Consider the following 15,622-nt stretch of genomic DNA (forward strand, 5'->3'; position numbering starts at 1 on the left):
ATATATCCAAATATAACCACCACCTATATGATGGGTGGTGGTTATATTTATATACTAGACATTGACAATATCAATATGGCATCATCGATGACCATAAAATAGGCATTGTCATATGCGAAACGTTCTTCAGATTTCAAATCGAAGATCACGACACCGCTCGATAGCCCTTCCGTATATTCATGGACGAGATAGCGGTGACCGATGACGCGTTCGAACGGTTCCGCGTCGATATAACGCGCACCGGTTGCTAGGTCGATGACTTCTGAGTGCATATCAGTCTCATCGACTTTGATGAAAATCGTCGAACTAATATCATCGTATGTGAAATCAATCGGTTCATAGGCACCCCAATCGACGACCGATACTTCATGCAAGACATCGGGAGCCGTCAAATCATAGATGACTTCCTTATTTAACGAGTCAACAAAAGCGGAGAATCGAAGCGTCCCTTCATTTTCTCCGAGATATTGAACCGTGTCCCCTTCCCCTTGAAGACGAAGGACATCATCGAATGGCAATTCGTCCCGATGATCCCATATCGCCTCGACTGCCTCTTCAAGTGGGCAAATCAATAGTGCCTCGGAATGGTCAATCGGGTCGTCAGGAGAGATGCGCCCATCATCGAGTGCATTATAATAGTCAAACTCATCGAGTCTTGCGTTACAGACGATGTATGGAACACCGGCGAATGTGGTCGTAAACAAATATAATTCTCGGAATCGTTCCGTCTTACCGACGAGGCGCTCATCTCGAATACGCTCCCGTTGATTGGTCACCCGGTCATAAAGCCATGCTTCATCCGATGATTCAAACGCCGTCAAAAAGAGGAAGTAACGATGATCCAATACCCAGAACAATGTGCTATTCCCACGCTTCTCAAACGTCGTGACAATTTCTTCGGTGCCTGACTTGTAAGAGAAGGCGATCAATTCTGTCTTGACTACCCCTTCACCGTCTGGAACCTCATTTATAAAGTAGACGATGTCTCCATCGACGAAAAGCTTGGGATAACCATAATCCGTGTACTCCCTTCGATTCAATTGTGTGATCACGCCGTCCTCTTCGTCAAAGCGATAGAGCGAGAATGTCGTTCGATCCATCTTCTCGCGATAGTAGACAGAGGAAGGGGTAACGGCGATCACATCTTCATGATCGATTGGCATGGCTCGTGCGTCAACAATTCTCATAAAGCACCTCTCTCTTGTCCGGATTCAGCGGGTTCGACTGTAACAAGCCCAGGTGGTCGTTTCGGGAACGTGATACGAAGATGAGCATATTCAATCACATCCTGATGCGGATGATTCTTGTCGATCCAGCGAATCCGTTGTTGATTCGCGAGAGAATGCCCAATCTTTTCTTCCATTTGGAATTTGGAGATGTCTCGAAACGCGACTTCTTGAATGTACGTCTCTTCATCGGTCTCAAACTGTTGCCAGATCCCCATGATCAATTGACCGAGGGCTGAGACACGCCGTTCAGGGAGCGTGATTGTCCCTAGTGTTCGACTCACTTCCTTCAGACACTCGTTCGGGTCGTCCGAGGCGGCAAATAGTCGTTTTGCCGTATTGTTCATGACGCGATAGCGACGTTTCCCACTTTCGAGCCTGAGCACCTGCGCGTACGGTTCAACCGGTACACCATGAAAAAAGGTTTCGGTCCCACCCCATGCGAATCCAAATGACGGATCGAACTTCCGGATTGTCTGCATGAAGGACATCATAAAGTCCTCGACTTCTCGCCTTTCGAGTCGAAGCCATTCGGCCAGGGCGAGGGTTCCTTTCTCTTTCGAAATCCGATCCACCGGGAAGAAGAGCTCACCATCCGATAGACGATGAGGTTTCAATTCGACACCGTCCGCACGATAATCGGTCGACGGCCTCCCCCCTCTCCCTGCGTAGATAACCCACTCATCCTCTGTGCTTTCGATGGCATAGGCTTGATGTGCCCATGGCGGCGTCACGTATAAGGCGGGATACTCTTCAAAGGTGTCGAGGTGAATGTACGACCGGTCATTCCAAAGGTGGGCGACGAGACGCACGACCTCCCCTGTCTCCGAATCTTTCGGAGCGATGTAATTTCCCGTATCTCCGATAAACGTCAAGATATGAAAACCATATCCGTTATAAAGGTGACGCACAATCCGTTCAAAGACGGCGGTCACCATGCGTTCAAATAACGGATGGTCTTCATTCCGATCGAGCGTTGGCGAATCGACCGTACACATGAGCCAACCCATCCGCTCATATAAACGGACTCGGAGCGGATAAGAGATCAATGGAGAAGAACTCGCATGAATCTCAGTCAAGCGGATATTGGACATGTTTTCGACTTGCAAGGTGAAGCCGCTACGCCTTAACTGTTCCTCCATCTTTTTCTTCCAGTTGATCGTCTCCATCCCATCCACTCACTTTCTTTCATCATCTCATTGTGAATTTTTCCCGATTCTCGTTTTACACAAACGCTTTTCGCTTCATTTGCGCGCTCAGCCGATGAATCGCCTCGTCCAACAGTTCACGACGAGTCCCGATATTCATCCGTTCGAACGCTTCACCTTGAGGACCGAACGGACCACCCGGTGACAAGAAGATCCGAACCTCATGATGAAGCCATGACTTCCGCTCCTCGGCAGACATCGGTAACTCCGAGAAATCGAGCCAAAGCAGATAACTCGCTTCCGGACGGGTCGTATGGAGCATCGGAAGGTTTGATTCGATGGAATCGATCACGTCATTCATTTGATGCTCCAATTCTTCTCGCAACTGGTCGAGCCAACGTTCCGCGCGGTTGTCGGTATACGCGGCGATGATAGCCGTGTTCGCGAACGGTGTCGGGAGCACATGATGTTTGTTCTGTACTTTCGTGATTTGCTTCCGCCACTCATCGACCGGACAAATGATGTAGGACGCAAATAATCCGGCGATATTAAATGCTTTTGAGGGCGCACTTACCGTGATGACACGCGAGTCGAGTGTGCCGATTGCGGTATGTTTATGAGACGGGAATGTCAAATCTGCATGAATCTCGTCAGCAACGACAATCACCTCATATTGATCCGCGAGTTCTACGACCTTTTCTAGTTCCGCTCTCGTCCAGACACGCCCAACTGGATTATGTGGGGAACAGAGTAGGAAGAGTTTCGCTTGTTTCATCGCTTCCTCGAGTGCGACAAAATCCATCTCGTAGCGCTCGTCAATTTTTTTCAACGGGGCATCGAACACTTGTCGCTTGGAACCGACAACGAGTTCGTGGAATGGTGGATAGACAGGTGACTGGATGACGACGCCATCTCCGACTTCAGTCAACGCCTCGACGATATGCGTCAACGCAGGCACGACACCGCTAGAGAATAACACATGGTTCGGGTCAACAATTAAATCGTGACGTCGGCCGTACCAATCGCTCACCGCTGTTTGCGCTTCAGGTGCGAACAATGTATACCCGAATTCCCCTTGAGCGGCTTTTATAGCGAGCGCCTCGGAGATGGACGGTGCAGTACGGATGTCGATATCCGCTACCCATAGCGGTAACACGTCTTCTGACAAACGGAACCATCGCTCCAACCCATCCCACTTCACCGAATTCGTCCCTTTACGTTCAAGTTGTTGTTGTAAAATTGATTTCATATTCATCCCTCCTCCTATTACTGTATCAAAGTTGATTCGACTACGTGCCAAAAAAAGCATGGCAGTTTTTTGCCGACTTCGTTATACTCTATCGAGATAAGAAAGGAGGCACATCAATGCGTGTTACCGTCATTCGAAACAAACGAAGAAAAAGAGCTGCCTTTTATGTCACACCGGAAGGAATCGAACTCCGAGTCCCGGCTCGATTGCCAAAACGTCTCGTCGACCGCGCACTAGAAGAGCACGACACATGGATTCGTGAGACGTTGCAGAATCTTCCTCAACAGATGTCCGTTCTTGATCGCGGACTTGTGCTTCACGGAGAGCATTACCCGGTCAGAAGAGACAGCGGGCGGACGCTTCGGCATGACGGCACGTCTTTTTTGGTTCCGGAAGCATGGGACGACGCTACACTCTGGAAACAGTATGAGATTTGGCTTCGTGAACGTGCCTTACACTATGCGATCGAGCGGGCACCAATTTATGAAAAGATCTTAGGCGTTAAAGCAAAAAAGATTCGTATCGGTCACCAAAAGACACGCTGGGGATCATGTAGTTCGAATGGAACCATCTCCATCAATGTTCGCCTCATGTTGGCGCCAAAAGAGATGATGGACTACGTCATCGCTCACGAATGGGTGCATCTCGTTCACTTCGATCACTCCCCTTCTTTTTGGAGCACGTTACAAACGATCTATCCGAATACCGCTACAGCGAAAGATTGGTTGAAACGACACGGACATACGTTACAGCTCAAAAAAACCGACTGACCCCGTGTAGGGTCAATCGGTTCACAGGTTGGATGTAAATGTGTCGGCCGTATCATGTAACTCGGCTGCTGCCTGCTCGAACGTATGGAATCGCTCCATCGTCTGTTCCATCGTTTGTGCACTTAACTGAATCTCTTGATTGGACGCAGTAACACCTTCTACAATTTTCCGAAGCTCGACGTTCATCCCTTCCGTGTTCGAGTTGACGTCGATGACCGCACGTTCAACCATACGAGAGAGGTTGCGGACCTCTGTCGCAACCACATTAAATCCAAGTCCGTGTTCACCTGCTCGTGCCGCTTCGATGGCAGCATTCAGGGACAATAGATTCGTTTGTGCCGCAATCTCTTTGATCGACGAGGCAATTTTCGCGATGTCATCGGCTTGACGACGCAAGTTCTGAAGGGCATGGAGGTTGTCCGCGGCATCTTTTGCAAGCTTTTCAATCGTTTCATTCAATACTTTCGTGTCTTGCATGCCTGTCTTCGCCCGTTCGTCGAGCACATCGGTCATCGATTTAAAGCGATACGCATAATCCTCAATCACTTGTTGCCGTGCGGTGATGTCCGATGCGATCTTGACGACACCGATGACATCATCTCCTTCAAAAATCGGCATATACGTCGCCTCGAGCCAAATGGTTTCCCCTTTTGCATTCTCACGCTCCACTTTATCCGAGAAACTGAAACCATTCCATAATTTCTCCCAAAATGCCGAATACTCTGGACTATTGACAAAGGAAGAAGGGCAGAACAAGTGATGCTGCATGCCAATCATCTCCTCGCGTCTATATTTCATTGCTTTCGCAAACGTATCGTTCACATCGACGACCCGGCGTTGACGGTCGAATCGAATCATCGCCATATTCGTTTCAATGGATTGAAAAACGTCTGCAGATTGAATTCCTTTTTGGTTCAAAGTACTCATTATAGATAGCAACCTTTCTTATTCTTAGGATGTTCGTACTAAATCGTGAATTTCAGTGTAACGTATCCCATAACATTCCATTACTCTCTTTTTATACAGAAGGTCAATATCTTGGATTTGAAGTATTTACCAAATAAAAAGACGCCAAGGGGCGCCTTTCACTCATCTAAATCAGGGAAATAGGAGAAAAACGTTTCCGCCCCTGCACTGCTCAGTTTGAACGTTTGGTTTCGTGTTTCATCCGTCACATAGACATCTACTTTTTTAGACCGTTTCTGGAAGCTTAACTGAAACTCTTGCCCTTTCCATCCATCTATGATGGTGAGAAGAGGATAGTCCCCCACTTCTCCAGCTCGATCCACCGGTTCTGCCTCCTTAAATGCGTTCATCAAATCAGACATGTCGATGCCAGCCGCACGCAATGTATCCGGATAATTCAATGTGGCTTCCGCATCTAACGGGTTTTTATGGAGAAAGAAAAACGGACCTCGCGGAACGGAAGGATTTGCAATGAGTCCTGCTTCAGTGGATTCTTTAATGGAATCTTTCGTGGCAAACTCGCCCTTCGTGTACGTCAAGCTGACTTCTTCTTTCACACGCTTCCCATTTTTTATGTATGAGAATATGTAAAGAGGTGTCTTAACTCCCGGCTCTAATGTATCCGTCTGGAGGACCCGTTCGACTTGTAATCCTTCGAATTGGATGGGGACATGTGCGCCGTCTTTCTCATCCCATACAAGGAAAGGTTGAATAGATGTCGTACCGTTCGTAGTTTCGAAGTAAAAGTGAGCGGCTTTCAATTTGTCATTATATCCGAGTGCAATCTTTGCGGTTCCCATTTGCGCATTATATGGTTCAATGGTTGAGATGGGAAAGATTCCTTCCTGTTCACCTACTGTTAACGCAATCGCGCCATTCAAAGGAGAGGTCAAATGAATCATCGTGTCTTCGAACAGGTTGATGGGCATCCCAAGGTACTCGGATGGGTCACTCTGTTCTGCGTCGTGTTCTTCCTCTTTCGTACCCGCTTTCATCTTCGGGACGCTCGGGACTTTGATACCCGCTGATAAATCGAGGAAGTCCGGTAGTTCATCAATCTTCCCTAATTTCATGTTGGAATAGTCTCCATCATAGCAAATGGTGTAGTTTTCTTTTCCTTTCAAGAATGTCACTAATTTATATGAGTTCGGATCATAATCTGATATCATGACTTTCCGATTCAGCGCATATGAATTGAAAACCGTCACATCCCCTTCAATCTGTGTAATCGGCTCGCCTGTGCATGCATCGAGGATGTGCGTCGTCCATGTCTCCGATTCGGCATCCATCTGATTCGAATACAAATCGCCCACGTTCCATTGCTCAGGCATATAGTCTAGCTGCACGACATCCATTTTTTCACTACCACAACCCGATAAAATCCCGACTGCGCTTAACATCAATAGCATTCGTTTCATCATGACCCTTTCACCTCCGGAAATACATCCAAGAACCGTTCTGCTCCTTTGCTTGATAATTTAAATGTTTGATCGCGAAGTGGATCCGTCAGATAAACATCGATTTTTTGAGATCGTTCCTTGAAACTTAACTGAAATTCTTGACCACCCCAACCATCGACGATCGAAAGACGCGAATAGTCAGTCACATCTCCAGCACGTTTGACAGGTGTAGCATCCTTGATTACAGCCATCAAATCAGATATGTCGTTCCCTTCAGCTCGTAGCACGTCCGGATACTGGATATCGATTGCTCCGTTTAAAGGTTTCTCATGAACGAAAACGAATGGATCAGTTTCGCCAGCAGGATTTGATTCGCTTGCGTTGCGGACAGCATCATTTGTCGAAAATTCACCATTCAAGTAAGTTAGACTGATCACTTCATTCACACGTTTCCCACCTTCAATGAAGGAGAACGTATATAGAGGCGTCTTAACACCAGGTTCGAGAATGTCCCCCTGTAATGCCTGTTCTACTCGTAGTCCTTCGAATTGAATCGGCTCGTGTTTATGCTCTTTGTCATTCCACACGACTAAAGGAAGTATGGTCGTCAATCCATCTTCTTTCTCGTAATAAAAATACGCTTCTTTCGATTGTTCGTCATACCCGAGCGCGATTGCTACTTCTTCCGTTTGGGCATTAAACGGTTCTAAATGAGAAAGTGGAAAAAGACCCTGCCGATCTCCAATCGTTAAATCGATCTGACCATATAATGAGGGTGTCACATGAATCATCGTCCCTTCGAAGAGACGGATGGGCACAGGATAGAAATGACCTTGGTCTTTCTGTTCCATTTCTTTCAATTCTTCATGTGTACCTTTACGAATCGTTGGCTTACTCAAGATGTCGGTCCCTTCTTCTATATGAACAAAGTGAGGAAATTCATCTATCTCTTCCGCCCTTATTTGTTCAGAAGCACTGTCATAGCAAACAGCGTATGGTTGATCTCCCTCCATATACATCACGATTTTATGTGCATCATCGAATTTTCGATTCAATTCATACGAACGATAGACAGTGACGTCCTCGTCGATACGTGAAATCGCTTTACCAGAACACGCATCGAGTAAATCGGCCGTCCACCTCACTGACTTGGCAGCCATATGACCTGAATGTAGATCTTTCACATTCCAATGTTCCGGGAGGTAGTCTATCTTTACGACATCCATCTGTTCATCATCACAACCTGTCAACAAACCAATACAACAAATGAATAAAAGGATTCGTTTCATAATGTTTCCCTTAGACGCGGAAACGTGTCTAAGAATGCCTCCGCTCCTTCGCTCGATAATTTATATGTTTGATCGCGGAGCGAGTCCGTTAAATAGATATCAATTTTTTTCGAACGTTTTTTATAACTGATTTCGAATACTTGCCCCTTCCAACCGTCTGTTAAGGTCAAATATCGATATTCTGAATCTTCTCCGTGGCGATCGACGGGGTCTGCCTGATTGATTATGTCGAACAATTCTTTCGCTTCCTCTTTGGTGGCCTCACTATATTCTGCGAAATCCATTGCCCCTCCATCGTATGGGTGGCGATGGACGATGACCCTTGGACCGGCTTCTTCAACAGGCAACCAATCCTCAAACATCGGATCCGGTTCTTCTCCTTCTTTTAACAACATGCCAGGAGCGAAGCGAATCGTCATCGTTTCGGACACACGTTTCCCGTTTTTCAAATACGAGAAAGTATAGAACTGATGCTCCTCTCCTTCGTTCAGTTCGCGAACTGTCGCGACTGTCTTGATTTCCAGCTCGGAATAGACCGTGTTCTCTTTTGACTCAGGGTCATCTAACTCACCAAACTCGATCGGGTGCGGCATAAAAAATTGTCCGTCAAACGAGTAGAGAATATATGGACGAAACGTCTTGTTATCATATCCGATGGCAATCTGTTGATTCGGCATCTCAAATCCTCGCGGCTCGAACTGCGCAATCGGATAACGGATCACCTTGCCATCAAGTTTCATTTCAAGTTCGCCATAGAGCGCCGGTTCGATTTCCAATAACGTATGCGGGAACGGGGTGATGGAATTCCCGTTGATGTCCAATCCTTCTGCTTCCATTAACTCATTCTGTAGTGCGGAAGTTGTCTCATGAATACGAGGGAGTCGTGGAAGGCGAATTCCGTCACTTGTATTCACAAAGTCTGGAAACGAGTCAATCGCTTCCGCCATCAATTGATTGGTGTAACTTTCACGACAAACGACATACCGTTCGTCACCTTCTAAGTACGTCACGACTTTCATAGTATATGAGGTCATGGCTGAAACAGGTTCTGTTCTCCCTGCAATCGCCGTTTGATATACAGTGATGTCACCCTTTAATTCGGTTGCACGCTCCCCAACGCATGCAGCCAATACTTCTTTTGTCTCATGAACTTCAATCATTTCCCCTTCTTTTGAATAGCTTTCCACATTCCATTGATCCTCTATGTAATCCAGTTGAATCACTTCTATTTCAGATGCCCCACATGCGCTTAAAAATGAAGCACTCAGTAACATCATTATTCCTCTTTTGTACAAAATATCCCCTCCTCCAATCGTACCATCCAATTTTACCATTATCTAACTATCTTATACGAAAAAAATCCGCTCACGTTTCATGAGCGGATGGTAGAACAATCATTTACTTTGGTCGATGGCACGTTGCAATCGGGACTCGACGTCTAAAGCGACGGCTTGTAACGATTCGTCATCGATGAGGCGAATTAATTCAGTCGGTCTCGGCATGCCGATTTGGGTATGATCGTCTTTTTCGAACACCGCGATTTTACATGGAAGGAAATAGCCCCCTTCTAACTGTTGCGACAGCACTTCTTTTGCCGCCTTCGGATTGCATACTTCTAAGATGCGATACTTCCCATCAATCCCCTGTCCCTTTTTCTCAAGCGTCTCACTCAAATCAAAGTCCCACAGCACCCCGAATGATTCTTCTTTCAATGCTTCTCCGAGACGAACGACAACATCATCTACGGTACGGTCGGATTGTACGGTATAGTCAAACATCTTCATTCCTCCTTATCTGGTTACTCATGGAATCTGTACCCGAACGAAGTGGTCCTCAATCAAAAAGAAACTGTATGTGATTTGAAACATAATCACGAACTCGAACGTATAAAAGGAGATAATAGTTAGAACCAAACTGATGTAAAGGAGAAGTGGTTGTCGTGACGGTCACGGTATTCACGCATACAAGCTGCAGTTCTTCCAGAAAAACGATTGATTGGTTACGGGAACAAAAAATTCCCTTCATCGAAAAGAAATTGACAGACCAAGGTTTATCCTTCGGAGAATTCAAAGAGATGTTGAGCCTGACGGAAAATGGGACGACCGATTTGTTGTCGGTCCAAAAGAGTGTCTATAAACAAGCGGCAGAGAAACTTGACGAGATGTCGATTCGTGAGCTATATAGCTTCGTCGCCTCGAATCCTCAAATCCTGAAAAGTCCGATCGTCTTCGATCATCATCGCATCCAGGTCGGTTTCAGTGAGAAAGAGATTCGGACGTTCATCCCGAGACATGATCGCATCGCCGAACTGAAACGTCTGCTCCATAACGCATAAATCGTGACGCGAAAGCGACACGATTCTTTTTATGCCTTTTTCAATTTTGCCGCCAGTCGATTCCCGAAGGATTGGATGGATTGAACGAGGAGGATGAGGACGAAAATGGTCACGTACATGACTTCCGGTTCGAAACGGAGATGTCCGTATTGATAGGCGATATCACCTAGCCCACCTGCTCCGACGAGTCCGGCCATGGCCGTCGCTCCAATCAACCCAATCGTCGCAATCGTCAATCCGAGAACGATGGAAGACCGAGCTTCTCGAATGAGGACGTACCAGATGATTTTTCTCGTCGAGATTCCCATTGCCTCATACGCCTCGATGACCCCGCGGTCGACTTCGAGTAGTGCCGACTCCATGAGTCGAGCGATATACGGAGCGGTGAAGACGATCAAGGGGAGCAATACGCCCTGCACGCCAATCGTCGTTCCCATGATGAACCGTGTGAACGGCAAGATGAAGAATAACAGAATGATGAAAGGGATTGAACGGATGACGTTGATGACGCTCGACAAGCCACCATAGACGAATCGGTTTGCGAGTCTTCCGTTCGGTCTTGTCAAGACGAGCAACGTCCCGAGCGGCAATCCGATCAATGTCGAAATCAATAGCGCAATACTCGTCATCGTCAAGGTTTGGACCGTTCCCGTCCATATTAAATCACCCCAGTCTGTCCAAAACTGTTGCATGGTTTGACACCTCCCTCACATGTACGCCGCTCGTCTTCAAATAACGGACGGCGAGTTCCGTTTGATCATGATCTCCATCGAGATGAACGAGCAAGTTTCCGACAAGACCCGCCTTTAACTTTTTAATCCCGCCTCCAATGATGTTCGGTAGAATACCAAACCGCTTGGTCAGTTGGGCCAGAACTGCCTGTTCCGTCTGACTGCCGATGAACGACAAGTGGACGAGCGTTCCCCGAGTCTGGAGTTCCGATACGACTTCTTCTGGCACGTCAAGATTTGTCTTTAGGAACTTCTGGGTCGTTTCGTGTGACGGATTGGAGAAGACGTCTAGTACGTGTCCTTGTTCAACGATTTGGCCACGATCGATGACGGCGACTCGATCACAGATTCGTTCGATGACTTCCATCTCATGCGTAATCAAGAAAATCGTCAATCCAAGCTCACGATTGATTTCGAGCAGTAACTCTAAAATCGACTCAGTCGTCTCAGGGTCGAGTGCACTCGTCGCCTCATCACTGAGGAGAATATCAGGCTCATGGGCGAGTGCTCGCGCAATGGCGACACGTTGCTTTTGTCCACCTGACAATTGTTCAGGATAATGGTTCCGATGTTCGCTCAGCCCGACGATTTGGAGATAGCGGTCGACCCGTTCGCGGATGACCTGTTTTTCCAGACCTTCGAGACGAAGCGGGATGGCGACATTCTCTTCGACGGTCGCGGTTTTCAGCAAGTTGTAGTGCTGAAAGATCATACCGATTCGCTGGCGTAACGTCGACAACCCTTTTTTCTTAAGAAGTGTAATATCTTGTCCTTCAATCTCGACTACGCCTGATGTCGGACGCTCCAAAAGATTGATCATCCGGATGAGCGTACTCTTACCGGCACCACTTCGCCCGATGATTCCGAAGATTTCCCCTCTCTCAATCGTGAGGGAGACATCATCGAGTGCCGTGATCGTGTCTCCGTTGACCTTGAACTCCTTGGTGATTTGTTTCAGTTCAATCATAAGACCCCTCCTTAGAATGCCGGCACGACCGAACCATTGAATTCTTCTTCGATGAAGGCACGTACTTCATCTGAATGATAGTAAGACTTCAGTGTCTTCACGACTTCATCTTCTTTATTGGCCGAACGGACGACGACGTAGTTCGGATATGGGTTGTCGACCGTATCTTCATGGAAGAGGGCATCTTCGTTAATGGATAGACCCGCTCCCATCGCGAAGTTCGTGTTGATGGCCGCGAGTGCCACTTCCGGGAGTTGCGTCGGCAGTTGGGATGCTTCAAGTTCAATGAATTCGAGGTTGAGCGGATTCTCAGCAATGTCGCGCTTCGTCGCTTTATCCGTCAATCCTTCTTTTAACGTGATGAGTCCGGCCGTTTCGTATAATCGTAGCGCACGGAGCTCGTTCGCCGGGTCATTCGGGACGGCTACTTTATCGCCTTCCTTTAAGTCCTTGATATCCGTCAACTTCTCTGAATAGAGCCCCATCGGGAAAGCGACCGTCTTGAAGACGTCGTCAATCTTATATCCCTTGTCCGATTTTTGCAGTTCGAGGAACGAGAGCGTCTGATAGCTGTTCACGTCGAGACTTCCTTCGTCGAGAGCGGTGTTCGGGGTGTTGTAATCATTAAATACTTTGATATCGATTTCGAGCCCATCTTCTCTTGCGAGCTCCTGTACTTTCTCGGCGATTTGCTCGTGTGGTCCACCAGTCACGCCGATCGTTAGCTCTTTCGTGCTTAGCGTCTCGCTCGCCTCGGATTGTCCGCACGCTGAGAGTGCGATGGCCGCAAGGATAGATGTACCTGCCAAAATTGTTTTTTGTTTAATGTTCATGAATGATTCCTCCTCCAAATGAAAAGCCCGCTACTCAAAAAGAGCGGCGGGCACGACACGTGAAAGTCGGACACGCTCATCTCCCAGACGTCTCGTCTGTTGGAATTAGCACCATGATCATTTCTGATCTGGTTGCCGGGTTTCATCGGGCCAGTCCCTCCACCACTCTTGATAAGCAATCGGTTCTATTATTTTGTTATTATATTACTGATAAAAGAATTATTTGTAAACCATTTCTTGAAGATTTCTGAAAAAATCTTTTAATCGTCCAGCATCTTCGATTTTGCGTATGCCTTGAATCGACATTTCTTCGATGACATAGTCGACCAATTCATCGACTTGATCAAAGCGAATGCCAAGTTGTTCGAGTGACGTTGGAGCGGCGATGGCGTGTAGCCAATTCTCGAGGAATGAGGCGTCTTTGGATGAAGCCAATCGTTCTTGAACGATCAGCCCAAAGCCTACTTTATCCCCGTGCAACCAGTGATGCGTCGAATCAAAACGACTGAGCGCATTATGCACTGCATGGGCGACGGCGACACGAGTGCCGGCATCGCCGAACCCACCGACGGCACCTCCGATGGCGAGGACATGATCAACGATATATCGGATGTCCGTGTCATAACGGCGGAAGTCATCTTCACGAATGGACAAATCCATCAACGCTCCACACTGTGCCGCAAGCGAAAGCCCCGACTGAATCCCTGCGTCCCTTGATGTTGTTCCGCTAATATATCGGGCTTCGAACCACTTCGCGACCGTATCAATCACACCGGCTCTGAAATAGTCATAAGGTGAGTCGCGTAACAATCGTGTGTCCACGATGACGCGCTCGATGACGACGGGGAACGTATCATATCGTAAATATGTACCGTCTTCTCCATAGATCACGCTGAGCGGGGTGAAGGCGGCACAGTTTGACACAAGTGTCGGAATGACGATGAGCGGGACCAACTGGGTAAATGCAATCCGCTTCGCCGTATCAATCAATTTACCGCCACCGACGGCAATCCATACGTCAGGTCGATACGCTTTTAATCGTTTGAATTCTTCGTCTGAACATTCCCCGTTGAATCGTACACTCGGAACTTCTGCTAGACGAGGGGACACGCGAACCGCTTCATCGTATCCGTTAATTCCTTTCAAAACGAGTGCCTCCCGATTCCCAATCAAAGAATAAAGTTTATTGAGTGCATCGTTCGAATGGTCGTATTCCAGCACCGCTTGTCGAATCATTGATGGACCTCCTCGTAGGCTGCAAACAGTCTTTCAATCCGTTCTACCGCTTCATCAATCTTCTGTTCAGATGATACGAGGCCAAACCGGATGTGGTGCTCCCCCTCCGTTCCAAAGAAGTAGCCCGGTGTGACGGCGACGCCAGCCTCTTGAAGTAACTTCGTCGAGAATGATTTTGCATCGCCTTCAGGTACTCTCGCCCATACAAAGAAAGAACCTTTCGGTGCCTCAATCTCCCACCCTGCCCGGCGTAACCCGTCAATCAATCGGTTTCGTCTTGTTTCGTAAAGTGAGGCTAGATTGTCACGTAAGTCACGCGGCGATTCTAACGCCACGATGGCCGCCTCTTGAATGGCAGAGAACACGGATACGTGAACATGATCTTGGTACGTATTGATCGCCTCGATGATATCTGCGTTCCCGACTGCGAACGCGACACGCCATCCCGACATGTTGAACGCCTTCGACATCGTATATACCTCAATCCCAATTTCTTTCGCCCCTTCGGCTTGGAGAAAACTTGGCGGGACATGCCCATCAAAGCCAATACTTCCATAGGCGAAGTCATGTACGACCATCAGATTATGGTTTGTGGCGAATTCAACCGTCTCCTCAAAGAAGGCTGGCGTCGCGACAGCGCCGGTCGGATTGCTCGGGTAGTTCAAATACATAAGTCGTGCATGAAGCGGATCGAGCGTTGCGTAATCTGGGAGATAGCCGTGCTCTTCCTTCAACGTCAAATCGATGATGTCCGCTCCGGCGAGACGCGCTCCCGAGATATAATCGGGATAGCCAGGGTTCGGGAGCAAGATGCCTTCACCCGGCTCAAGAAGACACTGAGGCAAAGTGATGAGACCCGATTTGCTGCCAATCAAAATCGCCACTTCTTTTGCTGGGTCGAGGTCGACTCCGTATTCACGTTGATAGAATGCGGCCACGGCTTCTTTTAGTCGAGTCTGTCCTCGGAACGGTCCGTATTGATGGGTCGTCGGGTCTGTCAATGCTCGTTCAAGCGCTTCACAAATTGGAGCTGGTGTCGGTAAGTCGGGTGTGCCTTGTCCGAGTCGGATGACGGTCTTGCCACTCGCCTCGACTGCCGCGACTTCTTCTGCTAATCCGACAAAGTGTTGTGTCGGTAACGATTTTAATAACTTGGAACGTCTGTCTGCCATGATGGATCCTCCTAATACGAAAAAACACCCCTTTCTGAGGAAAGGGGTGCTCGATACAGACGTATGTAGTCAACCACCTTTCCATCTCTCAAGGTCACCTTGCTGGAATTAGCACAGTATTTTGCAATCTGTTGCTGAAGCTTCATCGGGCCAGTCCCTCCGCTTCTCTTGATAGAAAGTGTCATTCGTTATGTAATTTTTGTATGTCCCTAAGTTAACCAGACATTCCCAACGGTGTCAAACATTTTTTTCAAGGTGAACATCTATTGAATCCTTTTCAAAAAACATTCATAGTAAAAG

At 47.6% G+C, this 15,622-nt stretch carries 15 protein-coding genes and 2 riboswitches; of the genes, 2 read left to right on the top strand and 13 right to left on the bottom strand.

Annotation, left to right across the window (positions count from 1 at the left end; all coding sequences use genetic code 11):
* Window positions 1-47: 47 nt before the first annotated feature.
* The 3 genes from GVY43_RS03860 to GVY43_RS03870 are packed head-to-tail and all read right to left on the bottom strand — an operon-like array spanning window position 48 to window position 3,623.
* Entirely contained in the window at window positions 48-1,187 is a 1,140-nt protein-coding gene (locus GVY43_RS03860) for a hypothetical protein (RefSeq protein WP_159562326.1), read from the bottom strand.
* On the bottom strand, window positions 1,184-2,395 hold the full coding sequence (locus GVY43_RS03865; protein ID WP_159562327.1) for a hypothetical protein: 1,212 nt from the start codon (window positions 2,393-2,395) through the stop codon (window positions 1,184-1,186). The genes GVY43_RS03860 and GVY43_RS03865 overlap by 4 nt, the downstream gene beginning before the upstream one ends.
* 55 nt (window positions 2,396-2,450) lie before the next feature.
* On the bottom strand, window positions 2,451-3,623 hold the full coding sequence (locus tag GVY43_RS03870) for a MalY/PatB family protein (protein WP_159562328.1): 1,173 nt from the start codon (window positions 3,621-3,623) through the stop codon (window positions 2,451-2,453).
* Between the two features lie 116 nt (window positions 3,624-3,739).
* Between GVY43_RS03870 and GVY43_RS03875 the strand changes: the two genes are divergently transcribed.
* Window positions 3,740-4,393, top strand: coding sequence for a M48 family metallopeptidase (locus GVY43_RS03875; RefSeq protein WP_159562329.1), 654 nt, complete (start codon window positions 3,740-3,742; stop codon window positions 4,391-4,393).
* A 21-nt stretch (window positions 4,394-4,414) separates the two neighbouring features.
* Here GVY43_RS03875 and GVY43_RS16100 read toward each other — a convergent pair whose 3' ends face one another.
* The 5 genes from GVY43_RS16100 to GVY43_RS03900 form a co-directional block, all read right to left on the bottom strand.
* A complete protein-coding gene (locus tag GVY43_RS16100; protein ID WP_159562330.1) occupies window positions 4,415-5,320 on the bottom strand; it encodes a methyl-accepting chemotaxis protein in 906 nt (301 codons plus the stop codon).
* Between the two features lie 158 nt (window positions 5,321-5,478).
* Window positions 5,479-6,780 (bottom strand): hypothetical protein, encoded by a 1,302-nt coding sequence (locus GVY43_RS03885; RefSeq protein ID WP_159562331.1) that lies wholly within the window; start codon window positions 6,778-6,780, stop codon window positions 5,479-5,481.
* Window positions 6,777-8,048, bottom strand: coding sequence for a hypothetical protein (locus GVY43_RS03890; protein WP_159562332.1), 1,272 nt, complete (start codon window positions 8,046-8,048; stop codon window positions 6,777-6,779). Before GVY43_RS03890 ends, GVY43_RS03885 begins: the two co-directional genes overlap by 4 nt.
* Window positions 8,045-9,322 carry a hypothetical protein gene (locus GVY43_RS03895; protein ID WP_159562333.1) on the bottom strand — a complete coding sequence of 426 codons (1,278 nt, stop codon included), beginning with the start codon at window positions 9,320-9,322 and terminating at the stop codon, window positions 8,045-8,047. Before GVY43_RS03895 ends, GVY43_RS03890 begins: the two co-directional genes overlap by 4 nt.
* A gap of 120 nt (window positions 9,323-9,442) precedes the next feature.
* A complete protein-coding gene (locus GVY43_RS03900) occupies window positions 9,443-9,826 on the bottom strand; it encodes a DUF302 domain-containing protein (RefSeq protein ID WP_012726342.1) in 384 nt (127 codons plus the stop codon).
* A gap of 161 nt (window positions 9,827-9,987) precedes the next feature.
* Between GVY43_RS03900 and GVY43_RS03905 the strand changes: the two genes are divergently transcribed.
* Window positions 9,988-10,383, top strand: coding sequence for a Spx/MgsR family RNA polymerase-binding regulatory protein (locus GVY43_RS03905; RefSeq protein ID WP_012726343.1), 396 nt, complete (start codon window positions 9,988-9,990; stop codon window positions 10,381-10,383).
* A 29-nt stretch (window positions 10,384-10,412) separates the two neighbouring features.
* Here GVY43_RS03905 and GVY43_RS03910 read toward each other — a convergent pair whose 3' ends face one another.
* The 5 genes from GVY43_RS03910 to GVY43_RS03930 all read right to left on the bottom strand — a co-directional run bounded on the left by GVY43_RS03910 (window position 10,413) and on the right by GVY43_RS03930 (window position 15,322).
* The gene (locus GVY43_RS03910) at window positions 10,413-11,075 is read right to left on the bottom strand and encodes a methionine ABC transporter permease (RefSeq protein ID WP_012726344.1); all 663 of its coding nucleotides are present in this window, start codon (window positions 11,073-11,075) and stop codon (window positions 10,413-10,415) included.
* On the bottom strand, window positions 11,047-12,081 hold the full coding sequence (locus GVY43_RS03915; RefSeq protein ID WP_159562334.1) for a methionine ABC transporter ATP-binding protein: 1,035 nt from the start codon (window positions 12,079-12,081) through the stop codon (window positions 11,047-11,049). The genes GVY43_RS03910 and GVY43_RS03915 overlap by 29 nt, the downstream gene beginning before the upstream one ends.
* Before the next feature lie 11 nt (window positions 12,082-12,092).
* The gene (locus tag GVY43_RS03920) at window positions 12,093-12,914 is read right to left on the bottom strand and encodes a MetQ/NlpA family ABC transporter substrate-binding protein (protein ID WP_159562335.1); all 822 of its coding nucleotides are present in this window, start codon (window positions 12,912-12,914) and stop codon (window positions 12,093-12,095) included.
* A 73-nt stretch (window positions 12,915-12,987) separates the two neighbouring features.
* A riboswitch (SAM riboswitch) is annotated at window positions 12,988-13,092 on the bottom strand.
* 41 nt (window positions 13,093-13,133) lie between these two features.
* Window positions 13,134-14,150 carry an iron-containing alcohol dehydrogenase gene (locus GVY43_RS03925; protein ID WP_159562336.1) on the bottom strand — a complete coding sequence of 339 codons (1,017 nt, stop codon included), beginning with the start codon at window positions 14,148-14,150 and terminating at the stop codon, window positions 13,134-13,136.
* Window positions 14,147-15,322 (bottom strand): aminotransferase class I/II-fold pyridoxal phosphate-dependent enzyme, encoded by a 1,176-nt coding sequence (locus GVY43_RS03930; RefSeq protein ID WP_159562337.1) that lies wholly within the window; start codon window positions 15,320-15,322, stop codon window positions 14,147-14,149. Before GVY43_RS03930 ends, GVY43_RS03925 begins: the two co-directional genes overlap by 4 nt.
* A gap of 78 nt (window positions 15,323-15,400) precedes the next feature.
* Window positions 15,401-15,500: riboswitch (SAM riboswitch) on the bottom strand.
* Window positions 15,501-15,622: the final 122 nt, after the last annotated feature.

It is taken from the genome of Exiguobacterium sp. 8H, assembly GCF_902506255.1.
GTDB classification, from domain to species: domain Bacteria; phylum Bacillota; class Bacilli; order Exiguobacteriales; family Exiguobacteriaceae; genus Exiguobacterium; species Exiguobacterium profundum.